The 24,997-nt window shown below is 64.6% G+C and carries 23 protein-coding genes; 14 read left to right on the top strand and 9 right to left on the bottom strand.

Annotation, left to right across the window (positions count from 1 at the left end; genetic code table 11):
- Window positions 1-244 precede the first annotated feature (244 nt).
- The 3 genes from OGR47_RS18360 to OGR47_RS18350 are packed head-to-tail and all read left to right on the top strand — an operon-like array spanning window position 245 to window position 1,645.
- Window positions 245-619, top strand: coding sequence for a c-type cytochrome (locus tag OGR47_RS18360; protein ID WP_165049284.1), 375 nt, complete (start codon window positions 245-247; stop codon window positions 617-619).
- A 16-nt stretch (window positions 620-635) separates the two neighbouring features.
- Complete coding sequence (gene queE / locus OGR47_RS18355) at window positions 636-1,268, top strand: 7-carboxy-7-deazaguanine synthase (protein ID WP_165049282.1); 633 nt, start codon at window positions 636-638, stop codon at window positions 1,266-1,268.
- A complete protein-coding gene (locus tag OGR47_RS18350; protein WP_246729569.1) occupies window positions 1,265-1,645 on the top strand; it encodes a 6-pyruvoyl trahydropterin synthase family protein in 381 nt (126 codons plus the stop codon). The genes queE and OGR47_RS18350 overlap by 4 nt, the downstream gene beginning before the upstream one ends.
- A 2-nt stretch (window positions 1,646-1,647) precedes the next feature.
- Here OGR47_RS18350 and OGR47_RS18345 read toward each other — a convergent pair whose 3' ends face one another.
- The gene (locus OGR47_RS18345) at window positions 1,648-2,547 is read right to left on the bottom strand and encodes a LysR family transcriptional regulator (protein WP_165049279.1); all 900 of its coding nucleotides are present in this window, start codon (window positions 2,545-2,547) and stop codon (window positions 1,648-1,650) included.
- A gap of 110 nt (window positions 2,548-2,657) precedes the next feature.
- On the opposite strand from OGR47_RS18345, the gene OGR47_RS18340 reads away from it, so the two are divergent.
- The 9 genes from OGR47_RS18340 to OGR47_RS18300 all read left to right on the top strand — a co-directional run bounded on the left by OGR47_RS18340 (window position 2,658) and on the right by OGR47_RS18300 (window position 17,108).
- On the top strand, window positions 2,658-3,686 hold the full coding sequence (locus OGR47_RS18340) for a zinc-dependent alcohol dehydrogenase family protein (protein WP_165049276.1): 1,029 nt from the start codon (window positions 2,658-2,660) through the stop codon (window positions 3,684-3,686).
- Window positions 3,687-3,914: 228 nt separating this feature from the next.
- Entirely contained in the window at window positions 3,915-5,876 is a 1,962-nt protein-coding gene (locus tag OGR47_RS18335; protein WP_165049274.1) for an acyl CoA:acetate/3-ketoacid CoA transferase, read from the top strand.
- Window positions 5,877-6,539: 663 nt separating this feature from the next.
- Window positions 6,540-7,550, top strand: a complete 1,011-nt coding sequence (locus OGR47_RS18330) for an ArsR/SmtB family transcription factor (RefSeq protein WP_165049272.1) — start codon at window positions 6,540-6,542, stop codon at window positions 7,548-7,550.
- Window positions 7,550-8,449: a methylenetetrahydrofolate reductase [NAD(P)H] gene (metF, locus tag OGR47_RS18325; protein WP_165049269.1), complete on the top strand. Its 900-nt coding sequence runs from the start codon at window positions 7,550-7,552 to the stop codon at window positions 8,447-8,449. Before OGR47_RS18330 ends, metF begins: the two co-directional genes overlap by 1 nt.
- Window positions 8,446-12,168: a methionine synthase gene (metH, locus tag OGR47_RS18320; protein ID WP_165049267.1), complete on the top strand. Its 3,723-nt coding sequence runs from the start codon at window positions 8,446-8,448 to the stop codon at window positions 12,166-12,168. Before metF ends, metH begins: the two co-directional genes overlap by 4 nt.
- A gap of 261 nt (window positions 12,169-12,429) precedes the next feature.
- Complete coding sequence (locus OGR47_RS18315; protein ID WP_165049265.1) at window positions 12,430-13,725, top strand: TadE/TadG family type IV pilus assembly protein; 1,296 nt, start codon at window positions 12,430-12,432, stop codon at window positions 13,723-13,725.
- A 156-nt stretch (window positions 13,726-13,881) separates the two neighbouring features.
- Entirely contained in the window at window positions 13,882-15,963 is a 2,082-nt protein-coding gene (locus OGR47_RS18310; protein WP_165049263.1) for a carbon starvation CstA family protein, read from the top strand.
- Entirely contained in the window at window positions 15,938-16,156 is a 219-nt protein-coding gene (locus OGR47_RS18305; protein WP_165049261.1) for a YbdD/YjiX family protein, read from the top strand. Before OGR47_RS18310 ends, OGR47_RS18305 begins: the two co-directional genes overlap by 26 nt.
- A gap of 124 nt (window positions 16,157-16,280) precedes the next feature.
- Window positions 16,281-17,108: a uracil-DNA glycosylase gene (locus OGR47_RS18300; RefSeq protein WP_165049792.1), complete on the top strand. Its 828-nt coding sequence runs from the start codon at window positions 16,281-16,283 to the stop codon at window positions 17,106-17,108.
- A 90-nt stretch (window positions 17,109-17,198) separates the two neighbouring features.
- Here the strand turns inward: OGR47_RS18300 and ispG are convergent, their stop codons facing one another.
- Window positions 17,199-18,494 carry a flavodoxin-dependent (E)-4-hydroxy-3-methylbut-2-enyl-diphosphate synthase gene (ispG, locus tag OGR47_RS18295; RefSeq protein ID WP_165049258.1) on the bottom strand — a complete coding sequence of 432 codons (1,296 nt, stop codon included), beginning with the start codon at window positions 18,492-18,494 and terminating at the stop codon, window positions 17,199-17,201.
- A gap of 126 nt (window positions 18,495-18,620) precedes the next feature.
- On the opposite strand from ispG, the gene OGR47_RS18290 reads away from it, so the two are divergent.
- Window positions 18,621-18,902, top strand: a complete 282-nt coding sequence (locus OGR47_RS18290; RefSeq protein WP_165049256.1) for a DUF1778 domain-containing protein — start codon at window positions 18,621-18,623, stop codon at window positions 18,900-18,902.
- Window positions 18,899-19,393 carry a GNAT family N-acetyltransferase gene (locus OGR47_RS18285; protein ID WP_165049254.1) on the top strand — a complete coding sequence of 165 codons (495 nt, stop codon included), beginning with the start codon at window positions 18,899-18,901 and terminating at the stop codon, window positions 19,391-19,393. The genes OGR47_RS18290 and OGR47_RS18285 overlap by 4 nt, the downstream gene beginning before the upstream one ends.
- On the opposite strand, the gene OGR47_RS18280 is transcribed toward OGR47_RS18285, so the two are convergent.
- From OGR47_RS18280 to pdxH, 7 genes are all read right to left on the bottom strand, one after another.
- Complete coding sequence (locus OGR47_RS18280; protein ID WP_165049252.1) at window positions 19,390-20,349, bottom strand: DnaJ C-terminal domain-containing protein; 960 nt, start codon at window positions 20,347-20,349, stop codon at window positions 19,390-19,392. The genes OGR47_RS18285 and OGR47_RS18280 overlap by 4 nt on opposite strands.
- 113 nt (window positions 20,350-20,462) lie before the next feature.
- Complete coding sequence (locus tag OGR47_RS18275; RefSeq protein ID WP_165049249.1) at window positions 20,463-20,753, bottom strand: hypothetical protein; 291 nt, start codon at window positions 20,751-20,753, stop codon at window positions 20,463-20,465.
- Window positions 20,754-20,896: 143 nt separating this feature from the next.
- Window positions 20,897-22,213, bottom strand: a complete 1,317-nt coding sequence (locus OGR47_RS18270; protein WP_165049247.1) for an Nramp family divalent metal transporter — start codon at window positions 22,211-22,213, stop codon at window positions 20,897-20,899.
- A gap of 41 nt (window positions 22,214-22,254) precedes the next feature.
- Window positions 22,255-23,352 (bottom strand): histidine phosphatase family protein, encoded by a 1,098-nt coding sequence (locus OGR47_RS18265; RefSeq protein WP_165049245.1) that lies wholly within the window; start codon window positions 23,350-23,352, stop codon window positions 22,255-22,257.
- 141 nt (window positions 23,353-23,493) lie between these two features.
- On the bottom strand, window positions 23,494-23,745 hold the full coding sequence (locus OGR47_RS18260) for a hypothetical protein (RefSeq protein ID WP_165049243.1): 252 nt from the start codon (window positions 23,743-23,745) through the stop codon (window positions 23,494-23,496).
- 79 nt (window positions 23,746-23,824) lie between these two features.
- Window positions 23,825-24,379 carry a TIGR02301 family protein gene (locus OGR47_RS18255; protein ID WP_165049241.1) on the bottom strand — a complete coding sequence of 185 codons (555 nt, stop codon included), beginning with the start codon at window positions 24,377-24,379 and terminating at the stop codon, window positions 23,825-23,827.
- On the bottom strand, window positions 24,376-24,990 hold the full coding sequence (gene pdxH / locus OGR47_RS18250) for a pyridoxamine 5'-phosphate oxidase (protein WP_165049238.1): 615 nt from the start codon (window positions 24,988-24,990) through the stop codon (window positions 24,376-24,378). Before pdxH ends, OGR47_RS18255 begins: the two co-directional genes overlap by 4 nt.
- Between the last annotated feature and the right edge of the window lie 7 nt (window positions 24,991-24,997).

Here is a 24,997-nt window from a genome sequence, read left to right as displayed (position 1 = left end):
TGGCTGAAAAGGGGCTTCTGAGCCGTGTTCGCGGCTCTTAAATCTAATCTTCCGCACCTGTTGCAACAACAACACAACTACTGTTGCAAATTTGCAGCAGGAGGCCGGCTTAGGCCCTGCAATTCGTGTCGGATCTTGCCGAAAGATTAACGCGGGCGCGGTTTCTCGCGTCCTGGGAGTTATGCTTACATCGCATGTGGCCGGGGCGAATCGAAACCTGAGGCCGCCTTACAAGGATCGACGCATGGCATCATACTCACGCGCCCCAGGTTTCATCAGCCTCGCTGCGAGCGCCGCGCTTTTCGCTGCGCCTGCTTTCGCCGGGGATGCGCAAAAGGGCGCGGTCATCGCCAAGCGTTGGTGCGCGAGCTGCCACGTCGTCTCCAGCGACCAGACGACGGCCGTCGCCGACGCGCCATCCTTCTTGGACATCGCAAAGCGGCGGCCCGATAAAAAGCAGATCGGCAACTTCCTCATCGATCCGCACCCGCCGATGCCGGACATGCATCTCTCGCGCAGGGAGATCGACGACATCACGAGCTACATCCGCAGTCTCGATCCGAGCCCTCAGCCGCCGGAGCAGAAGGACAAGGACGATGCGTTGCCGAAGAATGGGTGAGTAGGACGGAAAGCCGGTGAGTTACGCCGTCAAGGAAGCTTTCAAGACGCTGCAAGGCGAAGGACGGCACGCGGGCCGCGCCGCCGTCTTCTGCCGCTTCGCCGGGTGCAACCTGTGGAGCGGGCGGGAGCAGGACCGCGCCGCAGCCGAATGCCGCTTCTGCGATACGGATTTCATCGGGACGGGCGGCGAGGGCGGCGGCAAGTTCGGCGACGCCCAGGCGCTCGCCGCGCATCTTGCCGCGCTCTGGGGGGCGGGCCGCGAGGGGCGGTTCGCCGTGCTGACCGGCGGCGAACCCATGCTTCAAATCGACGCGGCTCTCGTGGACGCGCTCCATGCGGAAGAGTTCGAGATCGCGGTCGAGACCAATGGGACGCTCCCCGCAACGCCCGGCTTGGACTGGATTTGTGTCTCTCCGAAAGCCGGAACGACGCTGGCCCAGACGCGCGGCGACGAAATGAAGCTCGTCTACCCGCAGGAAGGAGCCGATCCGGCCTTATATGAAAGCCTCGACTTCCGCCATTTTCTGTTGCAGCCCATGGACGGCCCGGAGATTCTGCGTAATACGAGGGCCGCGGTCGACTACTGCCTCGCCCATCCGCGCTGGCGGCTGTCGCTGCAGACGCACAAGATGATCGGGGTGAAGTGACGGTGGCGAGTTTCGAGGTCTTCCGCGAATTCTATTTCGAGGCGGCGCACGCCCTCTACGACCCCGAGGCAAAGGACGGCGGCAAATACCGCAACCTCCACGGGCACTCCTTCCGTGTGCGCGTGACCCTGCGCGGCGAGCGCCACGGCGAGGAGCAATGGGTCATGGACCTGGGCAAGCTCGGCCGCCGTCTCGCAGAGCTGCGCGAGAAGCTCGACCATTCCTTCCTCAATGATCTGGAAGGCCTCGGCAAGCCGACGCTCGAAAACCTGTGCCTTTATATCTGGCGCGACCTCGCGCCCGCGCTCCCTGGCCTCTGCGAGATCGGCATTTTCCGCGACAGTTGTTTCGAGGGCTGCGTTTACAGGGGCGACTAGGCTCAATCCAGGAGGGCGGGCGCTTCCGCGACGAGAAAGTCGATCGCCCGCCTGACGCGCATCGGCATTTGCGGCCCTTGCGGCCAGAGCAGCATGATGTCGAACACGACGGCCGGCTCGCTTGGCATTACCTCGACCAGAGCGCCGGCCTCCAGCCATTTCTTCGCCAGGTAGGAGGGGAGCCAAGCAAGGCCAAACCCCATGACGGCAGCGCCGGCGAGCGCGTCGAGATCGTCGAAACGCGCCCGGGCCTTTGTCGCGAAGGCGGGGACGCGTCCGCAGGCGTCGGGAAAACGCCAGTGACGCATGGCGTTGGCGCGCGTATAGATCAGCAGATCGTGGCTTTCGAGATCGGCCGGCGTCGCCGGCGCGCTGCGCCGCGCGAGATAGTCGGGCGCGGCGCAGATAGTCATCCTTTGCGCGCCCAGGCGCCGGCCGGCGACGCCGGTCGAATCCAGACTCGCCGCGATGCGGACCGCCAGATCATAGCCTTCCTCGATCAGATCGACGGGCCGATCGGTGAAGGACATTGCGAGCTCCAGGCGCGGATGCGCCGCGGCAAATCTTAAAAGCAAAGGCGCGATGCAGTGGCGGCCGAGGCAGACCGGCGCCGTGACCCGCAGGACGCCGGCAGGCTCCCGCCGACCCGAGGCCATCGCCCCGCGCGCCGCATCGAGCTCGGCCATCGCGCGCCGCGCGTGCTCATAGTAAAGCTGGCCGTCTTCCGTCAGGCTCTGGCTGCGTGTGGTGCGGTGGAAGAGGCGGACGCCGAGCTGCGCCTCGAGTCGCGCGACGGCTTTGCCTACTGAGGATCGCGACAGGTTGAGAGCCCGGCTGGCGGCCGAGAAGCCGCCCGCCTCCGCGCAAGCCAGGAAAATGGACGTGAGGCTGATAGGGTCCATTAGCGCCTCATTGGCTCTTCAAACGATACAATATGCGGAAAGATCGGCGCAACTGTAGCGCCTCTGGCGCATTTATCGTTTCAGCTCCGCATCGAGACAGGAGCATTGGAATGAGGGCTTGGACGATCGATTCTTTCGGCCGCGATAATCTGAAGTTCGTTGAAATGGCGCGCCCCGAGCCGGGCCCCGGCGACGTGCTGGTTCAGGTCGCGAATGTTTCCCTGAATTATCGCGACCAGCTCGTCATCGACGGGAAGTTCGGCGGCGGCTTCGACTTTCCCTTCACGCCCGGCTCCGACCTCGCCGGGAGGGTGGCCTCCTGCGGCGCGGGCGTCACGCGTTTCAGCGCCGGCGACCGCGTCTTATCGAGCTATGTGCCCGGCTGGATCGACGGACTGCCGCCGGGGTCGGCGGCGCGGCCCTTTTCGACGACCATGGGCGGGCCGCTGCCCGGCGTGCTGGCGGAGTTCGTCGCTCTGCCCGCCGATTGGCTGGTTCGGGCGCCGGGGAGCCTCTCCGACGCGCAGGCGAGCACGCTGCCGGTCGCCGGCGTCACCGCCTGGGCCGCGCTCATCGAAGCGGGGCGGCTTCGCGCCGGTCAAACCGTCCTCGTGCAGGGCACTGGCGGCGTTGCGCTGTTCGGCGTGCAGATCGCGCGGGCGCATGGCGCAAAGGTCATCGTCACGTCCAGCGACGACGCCAAGCTCGAACGGGCCAAGGCGCTCGGCGCCGATATTGGCGTCAATCGCAACGTCGGCGACTGGGCGAAGGCGGTGATCGAAGTCACGGGCGGGCGGGGAGTCGATCACATCCTCGAAATCGCGGGCGGCGCCAATCTCGCGAAATCCGTGGAGGCGGCCGCCGTGGGCGGCCAGATTTCGGTCATCGGGATCATCGAGGGCCTCGATCTCTCGGCGCCAGTTCTCCCGCTCATGCTCAAGCAGCTCGTTGTCAGGGGCGTTTTCGTCGGTCACCGCCGCGCCACGGAAGACTTCGTCACAGCCGTCGAAACGATCGGCCTGCAACCCGTGATCGACCGGCGCTACCCCTTCGAGGCGCTGCCCGAGGCGATGGCGCATCTCGCAAGCGGGCCCTTCGGGAAGATCGTCGTCGACGTCGCGCCTGCGCAAAATGGCTGACCGGCGCGCGCTTGCGTCATGGGCGCGCGGGTCGATCCCCGCGCGCCATTCATAGATTTGTCCTCTCCGCCTATCCGAAAAGAGCCCTAGAATTCATGCGGCATCGTCGCTATTGCGCTTCCAAGGCGCGGTCTCTACGCTTGCGCCCATCATTTCAGCAAAAAGTCCGCCGAGGCGGCCGCAGCCGGCGCCGCTTACAAGAGCGGAGTCGAGGGGAACCCACAGGAAATGGCGAATAACAAGGTCATCAGCGCCGACGAGGCGATTGCGCTCATCCGCGACAATGATGTCGTGACTACCACGGGCTTCGTTCAAAGCTGCATTCCCGAGGCGCTCCACGCCGCGCTGGAGAAGCGTTTCGTCGAGTCCCAGCACCCGCGCGACCTGACCTTGATCATGACCGCCGGCGCCGGCGACTCCAAGGGCCTCGGCACCGGCCGCTTCCACCACGAGGGCCTGCTCAAGCGCGTCATCGCCGCCAATTTCGGCCGCATGCCCAAGGTCGCCCAGGCCGCCCAGGAGAATAAGATTCTGGGCTACAACCTGCCCCAGGGCGTCATCTCGCAGCTCTACCGCGCCTGCGCCGCCGGCCAGCCGGGCCTGTTCTCGAAAGTCGGTCTTTATACTTACGTCGATCCGCGCTTCGGCGGCGGCAAGGTGAACGACGTCACCACCGACGACATCGTCAAATATCACAACATCCAGGGCGAGGAGTGGCTCTTCTACATCTCCACCAAGATCGACGTCGCCTTCATCCGCGGCACCTCGGCTGACCCTTCGGGCAATATCAGCATGGAGAAGGAGGCGCTGGTTCTCGACAATCTCGCCCAGGCCATGGCCGCGCATAATAATGGCGGCCTTGTCATCGCGCAGGTCGAGCGCATCGTCGAGCAGGGTTCGATCAAGCCCAAGGACGTGCATGTGCCGGGCATTCTGGTCTCGGCCGTCGTGGTCGCCGATCAGCCCGAGATGCACCGTATGAATTACGGCGTCATGTATAATGCGGCGCTCGCCGGCGAAGTCCGCGTGCCGGTCGAGAAGCTCTCGAAAATGCCGCTCGACGAGCGCAAGGTCATCGCTCGCCGCGCCTCCTTCGAGCTACCGCCGAATGGCGTCGTCAACCTCGGCGTTGGCGCGCCGGAGGGCATCGCCGCCGTCGCCAATGAAGAAAAGCTCACGCCCTATATCACGCTGACGACGGAAGCCGGCGCGATCGGCGGCGTGCTGGCCTCGGGTTCGAGCTTCGGCGCGGCGACCAACGCCGACAGCATTATCCAGCAGAACCAGCAGTTCGATTTCTATGACGGCGGCGGTCTCGACATGACCTGCCTCGGCATGGCCGAATGCGACCTGCAGGGCAATGTCAACACCTCGAAATTCGGGGGGCGCCTCAACGGCTGCGGCGGCTTCATCAACATCAGCCAGAACGCGCGTCTTGTCGTCTTCGCCGGCACCTTCACCAATGGCGGCCTGCGCGTCGAGATCGCCGACGGCAAGGTCAATATCCTTCAGGAAGGCCGCAACAAGAAGTTCCTGAACTCGGTCGAGCAGACGACCTTCTCGGGCAAATTCGCGCAGAAGCGCAAGCAGCCGGTCTATTACGTCACCGAGCGTTGCGTCTTCCAGCTCAAGGAGAATGGTCTGGAGCTGGTCGAGGTCGCGCCCGGCATCGACATCGACAAGCACATTCTGCCCTTCATGGACTTCAAGCCGATCATCAATGATCCGCAGCTTATGGACCGTCGCATCTTCATCGACGAGCCCATGGGGCTGATCAATGATCTGCTCAACCTCAATCTCGATCAGCGCATCAGCTACGACGCCGCGCGCAATATTCTCTTCCTCAATCTCGAGGGCTGGAATGCGCGCACCAAGAAGGACGTCGACGAAATGCGCCAAGCGCTCGGCGCCGCCTGCCAGAAGGTGGGCAAGCGCGTGAATTCCGTCGTCAACCACGACGGCGCGCGGATCGCCGAGGCGCTCTACGACGACTACGCCGAGATGATCGAATATCTGAGCCAGCATTATTATCTGACGACGACGCGCTATGCGACGAGCGCCTTCGCCCGCATGAAGATGAAGGAAGCCATGGCCAAGCGCGGCCTGCAGCCCCACGTCTTCGAGCGCCGCGAGGCCGCCGAGACCTTCCTCGAAGTGGTCGCGGCCGAAGAGGAAAAGGCGCCGGCGTAAGCATAGGGCTTTCGAGCTTCTGACGGCCGCCTTCGGGCGGCCGTTTCTTTTTGGAGGCTTATCAGGGGCCGTCATTGCGAGGAGGCGAAGCCGACGAAGCAACCCAGAGCCCCCATAGCTGCCCTGGATTGCTTCGCTTCGCTCGCAATGACGTGGCGCTAAAACAGCGAAGGCCCCGTCGCCTAGTGCGAACGGGGCCCAATGCTTCTCTCGGAAGCTGCTGGTATGGTCCAGTTTCGGGAAAGAACGCCCGCTGCTTGGCCTTCGCGGCGAGCCTTCTTCAAATGGTAGGGAATTTTTCGGAACGGGACATGTCAGGCAGCGCTGAGCCTGGCTTCCCGCTTTGACCGGAACCAAACGCCGGTCAAATGATCTGACCCGGTGGCGTCATGCTCCTCCGCAACTAAAGTTGCTCGACCGCTCCGCCGGTGACAGGGAGTACGCCGGCGTCTCCTGTATCGCTGCCGCGTCGAGGTCCCGCCCGAGCGATCCCGCTTCATTTGCCGAAGCGGTTGCGATGTAAGGGAAATGTTGCTCCCGTTTCCCGTTTCCGTCAAGCGACAAGTTGAAGCAGACGGCGGGATGTCCCTGTTCGTTTTGCGGGGCTTGCAGCTTCTGCGATCAACGCATATAGATATCTTTATATCTCGCAGTAGAGGCCGCATGACCGCCCCCAATTCCCTAAGGCTGGACCCCGCGCTCGCGGCGCTCAATGCAGCCGCGGAAGAGACGCGGCTGCGGCTGCTCGCTCTGCTTAACCAGTCCGAGCTCACCGTCAGCGAGGTCGTCACCATCCTCGGCCAGTCGCAGCCGCGCGTTTCTCGCCATCTGAAGCTCCTCGTCGAGGCCGGCCTGGTCGAGCGCCGCCGCGAAGGCGCCTGGGCTTTCTTTCGACTGTCGCCGACGGGACAGGCGGGCGCCATGGCGCGCGACATTGCGGCCTGGCTCGATCCCAATGATGCGGTTCTCGCCGAGGATCAGGCGCGCCTCGAAGACGTGCGCCAGGCCCGCGCCGAAAACGCCGCCCGCTATTTCGCCGCCCACGCCGCCGAATGGGACGATATCCGCTCGCTGCATGTCCCCGAGGCGCGCGTCGAGGACGCCATGCGCGAGGCCGTGGGCGATGCGCCGGTGCGCACCCTGCTCGATCTCGGCGCCGGCGCCGGCCGCATGCTGGAGCTCTTCGCGCCGCTCGCGGAACGCGCCATTGGCGTCGATCTTTCGACCGCCATGCTCGCTGTGGCGCGCGGTCGCATGGAGGAGACGGGGCTACGCAATGTGCAATTGCGCCAGGGCGACATTTACGCTTTGCCGATTGAGCGCAATTCCGTCGATCTCGCGATCATGCATCAGGTCCTGCACTATCTTGACGATCCGGCCCGCGCGCTGCGCGAGGCGGCGCGCGTATTGGCGCCCGGCGGGCGGCTGCTCGTCGTCGACTTCGCGCCGCATCAGGAAGAGGCCCTGCGCGACAAGCACGCCCATCGCCGCCTCGGCTTTTCCGAAAGCGAGATCGCCGACCTTCTCGCCCAGGCGGGCTTGGAGACGGTGATGCACCGCGCGCTTTCGCCGGCCGCCGGCGAGGGCGCGAAGTTGACTGTTTCACTGTGGCTCGCGCGCGATCCGCGCACGATCGCCGATCCGATTCCTGCTTCTTCCTATGAGACCGCCTGATGTTCAACGCGCTGCATCCGACCGCCTCCGGCTCGCGGTTCAATATCTCTTACGAATTCTTTCCGCCCAAGACGGCGGAGATGGAGACGCAGCTTTGGGCGTCGGTGAAGCGCCTCGAAGCCTTGCGGCCGCATTTCGTCTCCGTCACCTATGGCGCGGGCGGCTCGACGCGTGAGCGCACCCATGCGATCGTCGCGCGCATCGCCCGCGAGACCGTCATGAAGCCGGCGGCGCATCTCACTTGCGTGTCGTCCTCGAAAGAAGAGATCGACGAGATTCTTCACGCCTATTGGGAGGCTGGCGTGCGCCACATCGTGGCGCTGCGCGGCGATCCGCCGACAGGCGTCGGCACGGCGTTCGAACCCAACCCCAAGGGCTACGCCAGCTCTTCCGATCTCGTGCAGGGCATTCGTCGGCTGCATGATTTCGAGATTTCGGTGTCGACCTACCCCGAGGGCCATCCCGAAAGCCGCTCTATCGAACAGGATCTCGACGCGCTGCAGGCGAAGATCGACGCCGGCGCGACGCGCGCCATCACGCAGTTCTTCTTCGACAACGACGTCTACTTCCGCTTTCTCGACAAGGCGCGCGCCCGCGGCATTACGATCCCGATCGTACCGGGCATCATGCCGATCCGCAATTTCAAGCAGGTCGCGAATTTCGCGGCGAAGGCGGGCGCGAGCGTGCCGCGCTGGGTCGCCGAGCGTTTCGACGGCCTCGATGAAGATCAAGAGACCCGCGCGCTCGTCGCCGCGACGACCGCCGTCGAGCAGGTGATGGGCCTGGCCCGCGCCGGCGTCGAGGAGTTTCATTTCTACACCAACAACCGCGCCGATATGGTCTTCGCCATATGCCACCTGCTCGGCGTTCGTCCCCTTCGCGAGAAAGTAGACGCATGACTTTCGACAAAGCTCACGGCCCGAACATTCTGAAGGCGCTGGAAGAGGCGGCGAGCAGTCGCATCCTCATTCTCGACGGCGCCATGGGCACGATGGTCCAGCGCCATAAATTCGAGGAAAGCCACTTCCGCGGCGAGCGTTTCAAGGATCACCCTAAGGATCTGCGCGGCAATAATGATCTCTTGATCCTCACCCAGCCCGAGGCGATCAAGGCGATCCACGTCGCCTATCTCGACGCCGGCGCCGATATCATTGAAACCAACACCTTCAGCGGCACGACCATCGCGCAAGCGGATTACGGGCTCGAATCGATTGTGTTCGAGCTCAATTGCGAAGGCGCTAAGCTCGCGCGCGCGGCGGCCGACGAAGTGGCGTCGAAAACCGGCGTGCGCCGTTTCGTCGCCGGCTCGATGGGGCCGACCAATCGCACGGCGTCTATTTCTCCCGACGTTTCGAATCCAGGCTTCCGCGCCGTCACCTTCGACGAGCTGCGCGCCGCCTACAAAGAGCAGGCGCTGGGCCTAATCGCCGGCGGCGCTGACATCATGCTGGTCGAGACGGTCTTCGACACGCTGAACGCCAAGGCGGCGATCTATGCGCTTGAAGACGCGTTCGAGGAAATCGGCACGCGCTTCCCGATCATGATCTCGGGCACGATCACCGATCTTTCCGGGCGCACGCTCTCCGGCCAGACGTCGGTCGCCTTCTGGAATTCGCTGTCGCACGCCAAGCCGTTTTCCATCGGCTTCAATTGTGCGCTCGGCGCGCGGGAGATGCGCCAGCATATCGCCGAGATCGGCCGCGTGGCCGACACGCGCGTCTGCGCCTTCCCCAACGCCGGCTTGCCGAATGAGTTCGGTCTCTATGACGAGAGCCCGGAATATATGGCCGAGCTCGTCGGCGAATTCGCCGCGGCGGGGCTGGTGAACGTTCTCGGCGGCTGCTGCGGCACGACGCCCGATCACATCGGCGCCATTGCGCAGAAGGTGAAGGGGATGAAGCCCCGCGCGGTCCCGACGATCGAGCCGCTGCTGCGTCTTTCCGGGCTCGAGCCCTTCGCGCTCACCAAGGATATCCCCTTTGTGAATGTCGGCGAGCGCACCAATGTCACGGGCTCGGCCAAGTTCCGCAAGCTCATCACCAATGGCGACTACACGGCGGCGCTCGACGTCGCGCGCGACCAGGTGGCGAATGGCGCGCAGGTGATCGACATCAATATGGACGAGGGCCTGCTCGACTCGCAGCGCGCCATGGTCGACTTCCTCAATATGCTCGCCGCCGAGCCGGACATCGCCCGCGTGCCGGTGATGGTCGATTCGTCGAAATTCAGCGTCATCGAAGCTGGCCTGAAGTGCCTGCAGGGCAAGGGCGTGGTGAATTCGATCTCGCTGAAGGAAGGCGAAGAGAAGTTCGTCGAAGACGCCAAGAAAGTGCGCCGTTACGGCGCTGCTGTTGTCGTCATGGCCTTCGACGAAACGGGTCAGGCTGATACGCTTAAACGCAAGACGGAAATTTGCGCGCGCGCCTACAAGATTCTTATGGAAGAAGTCGGCTTCCCGCCGCAGGACATCATCTTCGATCCCAACATCTTCGCGGTGGCGACGGGCATCGAGGAGCATGAGAATTACGGCGTCGACTTCATCGAGGCGACGCGCACCATCAAGCGCGACCTGCCTTACGCCCATGTCTCGGGCGGCGTGTCGAACCTCTCCTTCTCCTTCCGCGGCAATGAGCCGGTGCGGGAGGTGATGCATTCAGTCTTCCTCTACCACGCCATTCAGGCGGGCATGGATATGGGCATCGTCAACGCCGGCCAGCTCGCGGTCTACGCCGAGATCGACCCTGAGCTGCGCGAGCTTTGCGAAGACGTGGTGTTGAACCGCCGCAAGGACGCGACCGAACGGCTGGTGGAAGCGGCGGAGAGATTCAAGGGCGCCGGCGCCAAATCGGCGGAGAAGGACGCCGCCTGGCGCGACAACAGCGTCGAGAAGCGCCTCGAATATGCGCTCGTGAACGGCGTCACTGAATATATCGACGCCGACGTCGAGGAAGCGCGTCAGAAATCGACGCGCCCGCTCGACGTTATCGAAGGCCCGCTGATGGCCGGCATGAATGTCGTGGGCGATCTCTTCGGCGCCGGCAAAATGTTCCTGCCGCAGGTCGTGAAATCCGCGCGCGTGATGAAACAGGCGGTCGCCTATCTCATGCCCTTCATGGAGGAGGGGAAGGATGCGCGCTCTTCCGCCGGCAAGATTTTGCTCGCCACGGTGAAGGGCGACGTGCACGACATCGGCAAGAATATTGTCGGCGTTGTGCTCGGCTGCAACAACTTCGAGGTGATCGACCTCGGCGTCATGACGCCGGCGGCAAAGATTCTCGAAATCGCGAAGCAAGAGAAGGTCGATCTCATCGGCCTCTCCGGCCTCATCACGCCCTCGCTCGATGAAATGTGCTTCGTCGCCTCCGAGCTGGAGCGCGAAGGGCTCGACACGCCGCTGCTGATTGGCGGCGCGACGACGAGCCGGGTGCATACGGCGGTCAAGATCAGCCCGAATTATCGCCGCGGGCAGGCGGTCTATGTCACCGACGCGAGCCGCGCGGTGGGCGTCGCGCAGGCGCTCGTCTCGCAGAGGACGCGCGGCGATTACATGGCCGAGACGCGCGCGGAATATGAGCGCGTCGCGGATGCGCATGCGCGCGCGCAGGCCGATAAGCAGCGCGTGCCGCTCGCGCAGGCGCGCGCCAATCACTATAAGATCGATTGGGCGGCTTATGAGCCGACGAAGCCGAGCTTCATGGGCGCCCGCGCTTTCGCGAGCTATGACGTCGCGGAGCTCGTGCCCTATATCGACTGGACGCCCTTCTTCCAGACCTGGGAATTCAAGGGCCGCTATCCCGCTTTGCTCGACGATCCCGAGCGCGGCGCGGCGGCGCGCCAGCTGTTCGATGATGCGCAGGCGATGCTGAAGCGCATTGTGGAAGAGCGCTGGTTCACGCCCAAGGCGATCATCGGTTTCTGGCCGGCGAACAGCGTCGGCGACGACATCGCGCTTTACGTCGGCGAATCGCGCAGCGAGCCGCTCGCGACTTTCTTCACGCTGCGCCAGCAGCTGGGCAAACGCGACGGCAAGGCGAATATCGCGCTTTCCGATTTCGTCGCGCCAAAGGAGAGCGGCAAGGCGGATTACGTCGGCGCCTTCGTCGTCACCGCCGGAGCGGAGGAAGAAAAGATTTCCGCCCGCTATGCGCGCGCCAACGACGACTATGGGTCGATCATGGTGAAGGCGCTTGCGGACCGCATCGCGGAAGCTTTCGCCGAGCGCATGCATGAGCGCGTGCGCCGCGAGTTCTGGGCCTACGCCAAGGACGAAGCCTTCGCGCCGCAGGAGCTGATCGCCGAACCCTACGCCGGCATCCGCCCGGCGCCCGGCTATCCGGCGCAGCCCGACCACACCGAGAAGGCGACGCTCTTCACGCTTCTCGACGTCGAGAAGCGCACGGGCGTGAAGCTCACGGAAAGTTTCGCGATGACGCCGGCAGCGTCGGTCAGCGGCCTCTATATCGGCCACCCGCAGGCGCATTATTTCGGCGTCGCCAAGGTGGAGCGCGATCAGGTCGAGGATTACGCGCGCCGCAAGGGCATGTTGGTTGCGGATGTCGAGCGCTGGCTCGGGCCCATTCTCAACTACGAGCCCGCGACGGCTGAAGCTGCGGAGTAGAAAAGAAAGATGCGGCCGGCGCTTGCGCCGGCCGCGCATCCTGGAAAATAGCGAAAAATGAAAGAAAAATTGAATTTATGTTGATCTTTTATTGAATAAAATACCGGATAAATCAATATAAATACATAGCAATCAAATATATAACCTGAAAACCATCGTATACATTCGAAGGTTTGATTTCCGAAAAATTGACTATGCTCGTTTCGCGGCATGACGACGCGGACCTTTCCAGGGCCCGCGTCTTTTTTTTGGGCGAGCAAGATGAAACCATCGGCAGGACTGAAAGCGCTTTTGGCGCGAGGATCGTTCTTTTCCAACGACTCCGGCACGGCCGGTGTGATCTTCGGTCTGGCCTTCATTCCCGCCTTTCTGATGGTGGGCGCGGCGATCGACTACCGCAACGCCACAGTCATGAGATCCCGGCTGCAGAGAGCGGTTGATTCCGCCTCGATCGCGATTGCGCAGTCAGATCCGACGGCCTCGCTGGCGTCGCAGCAAGCGCTTGCGCAAAACATCGTCAACGCCGAGCTCGGCGCGACGGCGACCGCAATCGGCGTGACTGTGGCGGCGAATGATCAGGCGGGCGGCTATTTGGTGACGGCCGCCGCGAATGTTCCGACGATCATTATGAAACTGGCGCAGGTCAGCGCGATCCCGATCTCTGCTTCGGCGACGGCGGCGCAGACCCAGGTGAGCGTCAGCGGCGGCGGCGCGGGCTGTGTTCTGTCGCTCGACCAATCCGCCGTCGAGGCGCTCGACTGGACCGGCAACGCCAATGTCACGCTCAACAACTGCGACATCTACGGCAATTCGGGCGCGAGCGATGCGCTCGAGGTAAGCGGCTCCGCGCAACTGACGGCGCGGATGGTCAGCGTGAACGGCAATATCGTCGTGCAGGGCGGCGGGACGCTCAACGCCATCCAGATGACGGGTCAGGCGCGCCTGCCGGATCCCTATCAGTCTCTTCCGCTGCCGAGCTTCTCGGGCTGCGACTACAACGGATTTTCGACCAACGACGGCGGCCAGCTCAACCCCGGCGTCTATTGCAACGGCCTGTCGATCAACACCAACAGCGGGTCCAAAGGGCCCGTGACGTTGAATCCGGGTCTCTACGTCATCGATGGCGGGCAACTCGTCATCAACAGCCAGGCCCAGGTGACAGGCCTTGGCGTGACGATCGTCTTTACGCAAAGCTTGGGGAGCGGCTGGGCGAATGCGACCATAAATGGCGGCGCGCAGGTCGATCTCGAGGCGCCCTTGCCGGGCGCAGCCGCGGGCATCCCTGGCGTCGTCTTGTATGGCGACCGCGCCATGGCGACGGGAACGCTCTTCAAATTGAACGGCGGCTCCTCGCAAACCTTCAAGGGCGCGGTTTATCTTCCCGAGGCGGCGCTTTTGTTCAACGGCGGCGCGACGACGTCGAGCGGGTGCATGCAGCTGATCGCCGATACGGTGAAGTTCACGGGAGATTCCAACATCGACATTACCGGGTGCGGTTCGTTCGGCGTGACAAGCTTCGGCTATAGCCTTCAGCGCACCGTGCGATTGGCCTTCTGACGGCCATTCCGCCGGAGGGGCTTTAGCGGCGCATGTTTTCGTCGCTTGCAGGTTGAAGCGCGTTCGGCCGTCTCTTAAGGTGCCGCCTTCTCTGGCCGCGCCGAAGAGACCGATCTCGCTTGGGGGGCGCTTGGGCCGCGACTGCGAGTATGTGACATGTCCGTTTCAATTGCCCGGGGGCGCGCTGCCCCCGCCGCCTTCGGTTGGGCCGCCGTTTTCGCCCTTGCGCTTTTTTCGCTCTATACGCTTGCGAGCGCGCGCGGCGAGCCGGTCAACGCCATGTGGTTTGTCACCGCGGCGATTGGCGTTTACGCCATCGGCTATCGTTTCTATTCGCGTTTCATCGCGGACACTGTGCTGCGGCTCGACGCCAGCCGCAGCACGCCCGCGCACCGTCGCAACGACGGGCTCGATTATGTGCCGACCGATAAATGGGTGCTGTTCGGGCATCACTTCGCCGCCATTGCGGGCGCAGGCCCGCTGGTCGGTCCCGTGCTCGCCGCGCAAATGGGCTATCTGCCCGGAACGCTCTGGCTTTTGACCGGCGTCATTCTCGCCGGCGCCGTGCAGGATTTTCTCGTCCTCTTCATCTCGACGCGGCGCGACGGCCGCTCGCTGGGCGATCTCATCAAGACGGAGATGGGCCCCATCCCCGGCGTCATCGCCATGGCGGGCATTCTCTCCATCATGATCATTCTGCTCGCGGTGCTGGCGCTCGTCGTGGTGAAAGCGCTGGCCGATAGCCCCTGGGGCTCCTTCACCGTTTTCGCCACGCTCCCCATCGCTGTCTTCATGGGCGTCTACGGCCGCTACATCCGGCCCGGCCGCATCGGCGAGATGTCGATCATCGGCTTCGTTCTGCTTCTGGCCAGCATCGCCTTCGGCCGCACAGTCGCCGAGAGCGCGACGCTCGCGCCGCTCTTCACCTATAAGGGCGAGACGCTGGCCTTCATGCTGATCGGCTATGGCTTCGTCGCCTCCGTTCTGCCCGTGTGGCTGCTGCTGGCGCCGCGCGACTATCTTTCGACCTTCTTGAAGATCGGCACGATCCTGTCCCTGGCGCTCGGCATCTTTGTCGTCTGGCCGGATTTGAAAATGCCGGCGGTGACCCGCTTCATCGACGGCACGGGGCCGGTCTTCGCCGGCAGCGTCTTCCCCTTCCTCTTCATCACCATCGCCTGCGGCGCGGTTTCGGGCTTCCACGCGCTCGTCTCCTCCGGCACGACCCCGAAGATGATCGCCGATGAGACGCAGACGCGCTTCATCGGCTATGGCGCCATGCTGATGGAGAGCTTCGTCGCCATCATGGCGCTGATCGCCGCGAGCTGCCTGGAGCCCGGCGTCTATTTCGCCATGAACAGCGCCCCGGCTGTGATCGGCGCGACGCCGGAGGCGGCGGCGGCCGCCATTTCATCTTGGGGATTTGCCGTGACGCCGGAAACGCTCGCGGGCGTCGCGCATGACGTCGGTGAGAAGAGCGTCCTGTCGCGCACCGGCGGCGCGCCGACGCTCGCTGTGGGCATGGCGACCATCCTGTCCTCAGTCATCGGCGGCTCCGCCGCCATGTCCTTCTGGTATCATTTCGCGATCCTGTTCGAGGCGCTGTTCATTCTCACGACGATCGACGCCGGCACGCGCGTCGCGCGCTTCATGATTCAGGATCTCGTCGGCACATTCGTTCCGGCCTTCCGGAACACTCATGCCTGGGGGCCCAATCTCGCGGCGACGGCGATCGCCGTCACCGGCTGGGGCTATTTCCTCTATCAGGGGGTCATCGATCCCTTGGGCGGGATCAACACGCTGTGGCCCTTGTTCGGCATCGCCAATCAAATGCTGGCGGCGATGGCGCTCACGCTCTGCACGGTCGTGCTGTTCCGCATGAAGCGCGAGCGCTACGCCTTCGTCGCGATCATCCCCACGACCTGGCTCTACATCTGCACCATGACGGCAGGGCTCGAAAAAATCTTCCACGACGATCCGAAGATCGGCTTCCTCGCCCATGCAAAGAAATTCGCCGCCGCAGCCGATAAGAACGAGCTTCTGGCGCCGGCCAAGACGCTCGATCAGATGCATCGCGTGATCTTCAACGATTACGTCGATGCGGGTCTTTGTGCGATTTACATCGTGCTCGTGCTGTCGATTTTGGGCTTCGCCCTTTCGTCGATAAGACAGGCCCGCGCCGTCGAGAGCGCCACCACCCGGGAGAGCGAAGATGACCTGCTGCCTGCCCGGGCTTGATCTCGTGAAGCTCGCGACGAAGCTGCGCGACGGCGCGCGGCTGATGGTCGGGCAGGGCGATTACGACGCTTATATCGCCCACGCGCGCGCCAAGCACGAAGGCCAGCGCATCATGACGCGCGAGGAGTTTTTTCGCGCAAGGGAGAACGCGCGTTTCGGCGGCGCCGGAGAACGCGCGTTCCGCTGCTGCTAAGAAGCTCCGTCATTGCGAGAAGCGAAGCGACGAAGCAATCCAGAGCCGCGACTGCTGCTCTGGATCGCTTCGCTCCGCTCGCAATGACGGCCGCCGTCAATTGGGCTAATCTCCTTTGATGGCCATGATCCAGACGCCCGAAACGCGCGCGGCGCTCCTCGCGCTTCTCGACTGGTATGTCGAGAGCGGGGTCGATGCCATGCTCGACGCCGCGCCACATGATCGTTACGCCGAGAGCCTGAGGCCGGTCGAAACGCCGATCGCCGCTCCCCCGCTCGCGCCATCCCGCTCGCCGCCGCCGGCGCTCGAGGCAACGACCCGTCCGCGCGCAGCCCCCGCCATCGCCGCGCCCGACGAAGCCGCGCGCGCGGCGGAGGAAGCATCGGCGAACGCCAATACGCTCGAAGAACTCGCCGCCGCGCTGGCCGGATTCCCGCACGCGCCTTTCCGAGACATGGCGCAGCATTTTCTTTTCAGCTCGGGGGCCGCCGGCGCGCCGCTGATGATTTTCGATGGCGCGCCGGGCGTGGCCGAAGAAACGACGGGCGAGCCCTTCTGCGGCGAGCAGGCGCGGCTTCTCGACAATATGCTGAAGGCGATAGGGCGCGGGCGTGAGAGCGCTTATCTGGCTTATGTCTCGCCCTGGCGGCCGCCCGGCGTGATGTCGATGACGCCGCAGCAATTGGCGGTCTTCGCGCCCTTCGCGCGCCGCCATGTGGAGCTGGCGCGGCCGGAGGTTCTGCTGCTCTTCGGCGAGGCTCCGGCGCGGGCCTTGCTCGCGACAAACGAGCCGGTGGGGAAGTTGCGCGGCAAGCCGTTCGGCGTCGCTTGCGGCGCACATACTGCCAGTGGTTTCGTTTTCTCGGGCCTGGACTCGATGCTCAAAAGCCCCGCGTTGAAGCCGGCGGCCTGGCGGGATTTGCGGGCAGCGGCGGGACTCCTGCGATCCTGATCCCGTCATTGCGAGGAGCAAAGCGATGAAGCATTCCAGGGCCGCGACTGCTGCTCTGGATTGCTTCGCTTCGCTCGCAATGACGTTATATTACTCGGCCGCTTCGCCTTCCTTCACGCCGCCATAGCGACGCGCGACATAATCGTCGACGATGCGCGTGAACTCCTCCGCGATGCCCTCGCCGCGCAGCGTCATCGCCTTTTTGCCGTCGATGAAGACGGGCGCGGCCGGCGTCTCGCCGGTGCCGGGGAGCGAAATGCCGATGTCGGCGTGCTTCGATTCGCCGGGGCCGTTCACGATGCAGCCCATCACCGCGACATTGAGGGTCTCGACGCCAGGATATTGCGCCCGCCAAACCTGCATGCGCTCGCGGATGTGCGATTGAATATCGCGCGCCAGCTCCTGGAACACGGTCGAGGTCGTGCGGCCGCAGCCCGGACAGGCGGCGACGAGCGGCACGAAGGTGCGAAAGCCCATGGTCTGCAGGATTTCCTGCGCCACGCGCACTTCGAGCGAACGGTCGCCGCCGGGCTCGGGGGTGAGCGAGACGCGGATCGTGTCGCCGACGCCGTCCTGCAGCAGCACGCCGAGCGCGGAGGCCGAGGCGACGACGCCCTTGGTGCCCATGCCCGCCTCGGTGAGGCCGAGATGCAAGGCATAGTCGCTGCGTTGCGCCAGCATGCGGTAGACGGCGATCAAATCCTGCACGGCCGAGACTTTCGCCGAAATGACGATGCGGTCTTTGGCGAGGCCGATCTCCTCGGCGCGGGCGGCGGAGACCAGCGCCGAGCGCACCAGCGCCTCGCGGGTCACGGCGCGGGCGTCGATCGGCCGATCTGACGCCGCGTTGATGTCCATGAGATGGGTGAGCAGCTCCTGGTCGAGCGAGCCCCAATTGGCGCCGATGCGCACGGCCTTGCCGTGCTTGGCGGCAAGCTCGACGATCGCCGCGAATTGCCGGTCCTTCTTGTCCTTGAAGCCGACATTGCCGGGGTTGATGCGATATTTGGCGAGCGCCTCGGCGCAGGCCGGATGATCGGCGAGGAGCTTGTGGCCGATGTAATGGAAGTCGCCGACGAGGGGCACGTTGATCCCCTTTTTGTCGAGCTTCTCGCGAATATGCGGCACCGCCGCCGCCGCCTCGTCGCGATCGACGGTGATGCGCACGAGCTCCGAGCCGGTCTGGGCGAGGGCCGTGACCTGCACCACGGTCGAATCGACGTCGGCCGTGTCGGTGTTGGTCATCGATTGCACGACGACGGGCGCGCCGCCGCCCACCGTAACGGCGCCGGGGCCCTCGCCGATGCGCACGGCGCAGGTTTTCTTGCGCGGCGCCGGCTCGGCGGCGATGGGGTCGGGCAGGCGGGTTTCGACGGCGTCGGTCATGGGTCTCGTCGCGGCTCCGTTGGACTTTGGCCCTAGGTCGCGCGGAATTTGGCGCGGGTCAAGGTGAAGTGCAGGCGCGCGCCACTACGTAATGACGTCTGCGTTACATTGTGCTATGAATTTGAGATGTCGTCCAAGGCGCAACCTGCAAAGCGTGAAACGCTCAATCTCCGCATCAAGCCGGATGACCGGTCGCTGATCGACCGGGCGGCCAAGCTCGTCTCCAAGAGTCGCACGGATTTCGTCCTCGACGCCGCGCGCAACGCCGCCGAGGAGGCGCTTCTCGACAAGCGGCTCTTTCGGGCGGATGCGGCGGCCTATGCGGATTTTGTCGCGCGGCTCGACGCCCCGCCTAACCCAAATGAGAGGCTGCGCCGGACCATGAAAACGCGCGCGCCCTGGGAGTGACGCTCGCCGCACCGCGTCCGATCTCGGACGCCGACGATATTTCTGGCTTCGATTGCGGCGTATTGGCGCTGGACGACTGGCTGAGGCGGCGCGCCCGCGCCAATCAGGCGAGCGGCGCCTCGCGGACCTATGTGGTCTGCGAGGGGAACCGAGTGGTCGCCTATTTCGCGCTGGCGTCGGGCGCCGTCGATCTCGATGAGGCGACAGGGCGCCTGCGCCGCAATATGCCCGATCCGGTTCCCGTCGCCGTTTTGGGGAGGCTGGCGATCGACCGCGCGTGGCAGAAAAAGGGGCTCGGCCGCGCTCTTGTGAAGGATGCGCTGTTGCGCGTCCTTCTGGCGGCTGAAACCATCGGCATTAGAGGCATGTTGGTTCACGCCCTGTCGCCGGAGGCCGCCGCATTCTATGAAGCGGTCGGCTTCGAGCCCTCGCCGCTGGAGCCGATGACGCTCATGGCGACGCTTGCCGATTTGCGCGCCGCGCTGGATTAACCCATTTTCCGGCGCGGGTCGTAGCCGTGCCGGTCGCGAATCTCCCGCATCTTCGCCTCAAAATCAGCGTCGGGCTCCTCCGGCAGCATGACTTTCAGCACGACATACAGGTCGCCCGCCGGCTTGCCGTCGGTTGCGGGCAGGCCCTTGCCGCGCAGGCGCAGCACGCGGCCGCCGTTGGAGCCGGCCGGCACGCCGAGCTCCACCTTGCCGTCGAGGGTGGGCGTCTGCACCTTTGCGCCGAGCGCCGCCTCATAAAGCGCCACGGGCAGCTCGACCCTGAGGTCGCGCCCTTCCACCTTGAAATAGGGATGCGGCGCGAGCTTCACGGTCACCAGCGCATCGCCGGGCTCGCCGCCGCGCAGGCCCGGCTGGCCCTGGCCGCGCAGCCTGATCTGCTGGCCGTCCTCGACGCCCGCCGGAATTTTCACCTCAAGCGTGCGGCCCGAGGGCAGAATCACGCGGGCCGAGCCGCCTTTGGCGATGGTCTCGAGCGGCACGGTCGCCGTTGCGACCACGTCGTCGCCGCGCGTGGGCGTCGCCTGCCGGCGCCGGCCGCCGAAGAGATCGGCGAAAAGATCGCTCGGATCGAAACCGCCCGCGCCGGCGCCGGGGCCCTGCTGTCCGCCAAAGTTGAAGTCGTAATGCTGATCGCCCCCCGGCGCGCCCCCGGCCGTGCGCCATCCGCGCGTAAATCCGCCGGGGCCTGCACCGAATCCCTCGAATCCGCGCGGCTTACCGTCCGGCCCGATCTCGCCGCGATCAAATTGGGCCTTTTTCTTTTCGTCGCCGACGATTTCATAGGCCGTGTTGATTTCGGCGAAGCGCTCCTTGGCCTTCGTGTCATCCTTGTTACGGTCGGGATGGTATTTTTTCGCGAGCTGGCGGTAGGCCTTCTTGATGTCGGCCGCGCTCGCAGACTTGGTGACTCCGAGAACGTCGTAAGGGTCGCGCATTTTGTCCAATCAGCCCATGGGAGCGCCCGCCCGCAATCGGCGCGAGCGCATATGTCTGACAGACTATTTGGGAGAAGCGCGCTTCCAACGCAAGCGCCGGCGCGGGCGAATGTTTAAAGCTTCGTCGGCGCCTTTTGGAAATCGGTGAAGGCCTTGCCCTCGGGGTCGAGCTTGGCGAGCGCCTCGTTGACGGCGTCGATCTGGCTTGCTTCGCCTCCACCCATATTTTCTTCGGCGGCGCGCAAAAGGGCCCGGGCGTCGAGTTCCCAGCGCTTCAGAATCTCGATCTTCATCAGCTTGGCGAGCGCCTTGCTCTCGACGACTTCTGAAGGGATGTCGAACACGGAGGCAGGAGAGATGAGGGCTTTTTCGATTTCTACCGAGCCGAGGTTCGCGACTTTCATGGATTTGCTCAGGTTTGGGTTCTTCAAGGATCGAACGCGCGCCGCCCGCGCCTTGTTCCGTTAAAGCGATGGCGCTACCCATCGGGAGTAGCTCCGGAAACGATTGCCCCAGCTGGGCTGAGATCAGCCAGGCGGGAGCGCTTTCATGCAAGCGCTCCAACGATCGCGTCCCAAACCAGCTTCGCATTCAACCCGACGATCAGGGCCGCTATCGCGCCGGCGAGCAAGGTCGTGCGCCGCGGGGCGACAAGCGCGCCCATGATCCCCCGCCTTGCGGTGAAGATGATGAGCGGAAGCATTGCGAAGGGCAGGGTCAGGCTCAGAACGACCTGGCTCAGCACGAGAAGGCGCGCGGTTGCGCTTTCTCCAGCTGAGAGGGTCACGGCGATGGCCGGCGCGATGGCGAGGGCGCGCGTGACAAGTCGCCGCGTCGTGGGCTTGAGACGCAGGCGGATGAAGCCCTCCATCACGATCTGCCCCGAGAGGGTCGCCGTCACAGTGGAGTTCAGCCCGCAGGCGATGAGCGCGACCGCGAAAAGCGTTGCGGCGAGGGGTTCGCCAAGCAGAGGCGCGATGAGGCGATGCGCTTCGCCAAGTTCCGAAACCTCGGTCAGCCCATGTGCGTGAAACGCGGCCGCAGCGAGGATCAAAATGGCGCCATTCACGAGCATCGCGAAAAGCAGCGCGATCGAGCTGTCGATCACGGCGAAGCGCACAGCTTCCCGCTTCTTTTCCGTCGAGACGCCCACCGCGCGCGTCTGCACCACGAAGGAATGCAAAAAGAGGTTATGGGGCATCACCGTCGCGCCGAGGATGCCGAGCCCGAGATAGAGCATGTCCGGGTCTGTGAAAAATTGGCGGCTCGGGATTAGCCCCTGCGCGACGGCCCTCATATCCGGGCGCGCCAAGGCCAGCTGCGCCGCGAAGGACAGGCCGATGAGCAGCAGCGTCGCGACGACGAAGAGCTCGAGCTTGCGAAATCCCAGCCGCTCGAAGGCGAGCACGAGAAAGGCGTCGAGCGCCGTCACAAGGATTCCGATCGCCAGCGGCAGACCGAAGAGCAGCTGAAGCCCGATCGCCGTGCCGATCACCTCGGCGAGATCGGTCGCGAAAATCCCCGCTTCCGCCAGGAGCCAGAGTCCGACCGCGACGGGAAAGGGCGTATGCGCCCGGCAGGCTTCCGCGAGATCGAGCCCGGCGCCGACCCCGAGCCGCGCCGAGAGCGATTGCAGCACGATCGCCATGAGGCTGGAGAGAACGGCGACAAAGAGGAGGGCGGCGCCGAATTTGGAGCCCGCCGCCAAAGCGGTCGCCCAATTGCCGGGGTCCATATAGCCGGTGGCGACGAGATAGCCCGGCCCAAGAAAGACGAGGAGTCGTCTAAGCAGCGCGCCGCCTTCGGGAACCGCGATCGAGCGCCGCAGCTCGGCGCTGGCTCTCGCGGGGGCGGTCGGCGTCACGCGTCTCCTCCAGCCTGGCCGGCCCGCCGGGAGCGCGACCTTCAGGTACTGACCTTCCGAATTAGCGCTGCGAGCGCTTCCGGGAAGATCAATTCGTCCGATGCCGCGATGGCGTCGGCGGACCACCAGCGCCAGCCCAGCGTATGAATCTTTTCCTCGGGCGTCAGCAATTGCGGGCGAGGCTCGAAGCCTTCCGTTCTTACGAGGAAATATCGCTCGATCGCCTGCTGCCAATCTTCGCCGATCTCGATCGGGAAGTCGCGGGTCGCCACGACAGGCCCCGGATCGCCGGCGAGGATGAGCCCCGTTTCTTCGCGCAGCTCGCGGCGTAGCGCGGTTTCGAAAGTCTCGTCTTCCTTGAGCGCGCCGCCGGGCGTCGCCCAGAAATGATGATGGCCGAGCGCCAGAAAATGCGGCGAGAGCCCGCCGGCATATTGCATGAGCAGCGCTTCGCCCTTCGGGTTGAGAATCAATGCGCGGGCGGCTTCGCGCCGGGGCAGGACGAGCCCGTCCCAAGGCGCGGCGATCTCGGGCCGCCCCTCGGCCTGCGCCCAATCGACGAGCGACCACTTCCCGTCCTCAAAGGCGATCCAATTGGGCGTGGCGTTGAGCACGGGATGCTCCCGCTTCTCCGAGAGGCCCTTGCCCGTCGCCATGCGCCAGGCGATGTCGAGCACGCCGGCATGGGCCAGGACGAGCACTGTGAGCCCGGCGCTCTCGCGTGCGATGTCGGTCAGCACCGAGCGCACACGGCGTGAGAATTCGTTCAGAGTCTCGCCTTCGATGGCGGCGAAATCCGGGTCGCGCGTCAGGTAGTGCTGGTAATCCTCGGCGTATTTGGCCTGCACCTCGGCGTGGGTGTGGCCCTGCCAGACGCCGTCGTCCTTTTCGCGCAGACGTTGGGTCGCGAGCACTGTGAGACCTCGCGCCTCGGCGATGGGCGCGACGGTGTTCATGGCGCGGCGCAGGTCGCTCGAATAGACGCGGTCGAAATGGGCGTTCGCCAATTCGTGGGCAAGGGCCTGGGCCTGGGCGCGGCCGCGGGCGTTGAGCGCAATATCGAACTGCCCCTGAAAGCGCCTTTCAATGTTCCAATTTGTCTCGCCATGGCGGGCGAGACAGATGATCGTGCGGGTCATCTGGTCTGGGGGCGGCGAAGGCCGATAGGCGCGCGGGCCTCGCGCAAAAATCGCCCGCCGCGCCGAATACGCCGGGCACTTGTGCCCGAATTCGGCGCAAAAGTCAGTCCGCTTTTGTAAAAAGCCGGAGACCGGGCCTTTTCAGTGGCGCGACGCGCAAGTGAATTCGCCGGCGCGTATTTTGCCCGGCAGGGCTTCGGCAAGCTTGACGACCGCCTCTTCGCCATAGGTCGCGACGAGCTCGCGCAGCGAGGCCATCAGCGCGGCCTGAGCAAAAGAATCGCTTTCGATCCCCGCCAGAATGGCCTCAGCGAAGGCTTCGGTGACATAGGCGAGCGCCGCCTGGTGCTCACCGTGGGTCTCGTCGAAAGAGTCGAAAGGCGTCTGCGTCATGAGAGACACATTAGACAAGCGGGACGCGCCGCGCGACACGCCTCTTTCCAAAAGGTTAATCCGCAATTGAAAAGATTCTCTACGGGCTGCCGAATCGATAGGTCAGATCGCGGGAAATCCTGGCTGCTTCGTCGAGGTAGCGGGCGGTCGCAGTCTTGGCGTTCGGCGTGCAAACCCGATAGGTTAGCTCATAGCCGCGAAAGCCACGGTTGAAGGCCGAGACATATTTGTCCCGGCGGGGCCCGCTCGGCGCATCGGCGTCGAGGAGGGCCGACATCTTGCCGCGCCACTCCTCCCCGTCCTTCTCTCCGCAGAGGTCGCGCAGAAAGGCGAGGGCGCCGATAATTTCCGATAGGCGCATGAGCTGCCCCTCATAAGGCGGGGGCGGCGCCTCGGCCCCTTGGGGCGCCGGCTTCGCTGCTTCCGGCTGGCCTTTCGCGGCGTCGTGCTTCTTCAGCTTGGTTTCGCGCTTCTTCTCGGCGCGCGGAATGTCGCGGGCGGGACGCGGGGCCGCGCGCACAGGCCGGTCGGGGGCGAAGAGGTGGTCGAAAATCCCCTGCGCGCCGGCGTCGAAGCTGAAAAGACACGCTCCCGCCAGCGCGGCGGCGCGAGCGGCGCGCCTCATGCGCCTCATGGATAGAGCCGATCCTTGCGCCAGTCCTGGCCCGGCGCGTCGCGGAAAAAGCGCACCCGGTCGTGCAGGCGGAAGGGCTTGTCCTGCCAGAACTCCATGGCGATGGGCGCGATGCGGAAGCCACGCCAATAAGCCGGGCGTGGGATGTCTCCGATTGCATATTTCGCGGCGTAGGTCGCGACGGATTTCTCCAGCGCGAAACGGCTTTCGAGCGGCCGGGATTGCTGGCTGGCCCAGGCTCCGATGCGCGAATCGCGCGGGCGGCTCTGGTAATAGGCGTCCGATTCGGCCTCGCTCACCGGCTCGACGGGGCCGCGCAGCCGCACCTGCCGGCGCAGGGATTTCCAGTGGAAGAGCGCCGCCGCCTTCGGATTCTCGGCGAGCTGCCGGCCTTTGTCGCTTTCGGCGTTGGTGTAGAAGACGAAGCCTTCGGGACCCCATTCCTTCATCAGCACCATACGCGCGTCCGGCAGGCCGTCGGCGCCGGCGGTGGCGATCGCCATCGCCTCAGGATCATTGAGCTCTTTGGCTTTCGCCTCCTGGAACCATTTGCCAAACAAGGCGAAAGGCTCCGCGGCGTCGACGAAGTCACCCGACGTTAACGCGTTCAAGCGAAAA

It is taken from the genome of Methylocystis sp. MJC1, assembly GCF_026427715.1.
GTDB lineage: Bacteria > Pseudomonadota > Alphaproteobacteria > Rhizobiales > Beijerinckiaceae > Methylocystis.
The sequence above is the reverse complement of the archived record's forward strand: the minus strand, read 5'-3'. Positions and strand labels throughout refer to the sequence as shown.

What these genes read in the sequence shown, in the direction of transcription:
- OGR47_RS18290 (WP_165049256.1), top strand. Translation starts at nt 18,621, where the DNA reads ATGTCGTCCAAGGCGCAACCTGCAAAGCGTGAAACGCTCAATCTCCGC.
- OGR47_RS18260 (WP_165049243.1), bottom strand. Translation starts at nt 23,745, where the DNA reads ATGACGCAGACGCCTTTCGACTCTTTCGACGAGACCCACGGTGAGCAC.
- metH (WP_165049267.1), top strand. Translation starts at nt 8,446, where the DNA reads ATGACTTTCGACAAAGCTCACGGCCCGAACATTCTGAAGGCGCTGGAA.
- OGR47_RS18345 (WP_165049279.1), bottom strand. Translation starts at nt 2,547, where the DNA reads ATGGACCCTATCAGCCTCACGTCCATTTTCCTGGCTTGCGCGGAGGCG.
- OGR47_RS18335 (WP_165049274.1), top strand. Translation starts at nt 3,915, where the DNA reads ATGGCGAATAACAAGGTCATCAGCGCCGACGAGGCGATTGCGCTCATC.
- OGR47_RS18360 (WP_165049284.1), top strand. Translation starts at nt 245, where the DNA reads ATGGCATCATACTCACGCGCCCCAGGTTTCATCAGCCTCGCTGCGAGC.
- OGR47_RS18265 (WP_165049245.1), bottom strand. Translation starts at nt 23,352, where the DNA reads ATGACCCGCACGATCATCTGTCTCGCCCGCCATGGCGAGACAAATTGG.
- OGR47_RS18315 (WP_165049265.1), top strand. Translation starts at nt 12,430, where the DNA reads ATGAAACCATCGGCAGGACTGAAAGCGCTTTTGGCGCGAGGATCGTTC.
- OGR47_RS18305 (WP_165049261.1), top strand. Translation starts at nt 15,938, where the DNA reads ATGACCTGCTGCCTGCCCGGGCTTGATCTCGTGAAGCTCGCGACGAAG.
- OGR47_RS18275 (WP_165049249.1), bottom strand. Translation starts at nt 20,753, where the DNA reads ATGAAAGTCGCGAACCTCGGCTCGGTAGAAATCGAAAAAGCCCTCATC.
- OGR47_RS18310 (WP_165049263.1), top strand. Translation starts at nt 13,882, where the DNA reads ATGTCCGTTTCAATTGCCCGGGGGCGCGCTGCCCCCGCCGCCTTCGGT.
- OGR47_RS18330 (WP_165049272.1), top strand. Translation starts at nt 6,540, where the DNA reads ATGACCGCCCCCAATTCCCTAAGGCTGGACCCCGCGCTCGCGGCGCTC.
- OGR47_RS18340 (WP_165049276.1), top strand. Translation starts at nt 2,658, where the DNA reads ATGAGGGCTTGGACGATCGATTCTTTCGGCCGCGATAATCTGAAGTTC.
- OGR47_RS18280 (WP_165049252.1), bottom strand. Translation starts at nt 20,349, where the DNA reads ATGCGCGACCCTTACGACGTTCTCGGAGTCACCAAGTCTGCGAGCGCG.
- metF (WP_165049269.1), top strand. Translation starts at nt 7,550, where the DNA reads ATGTTCAACGCGCTGCATCCGACCGCCTCCGGCTCGCGGTTCAATATC.
- OGR47_RS18255 (WP_165049241.1), bottom strand. Translation starts at nt 24,379, where the DNA reads ATGAGGCGCATGAGGCGCGCCGCTCGCGCCGCCGCGCTGGCGGGAGCG.
- OGR47_RS18300 (WP_165049792.1), top strand. Translation starts at nt 16,281, where the DNA reads ATGATCCAGACGCCCGAAACGCGCGCGGCGCTCCTCGCGCTTCTCGAC.
- ispG (WP_165049258.1), bottom strand. Translation starts at nt 18,494, where the DNA reads ATGACCGACGCCGTCGAAACCCGCCTGCCCGACCCCATCGCCGCCGAG.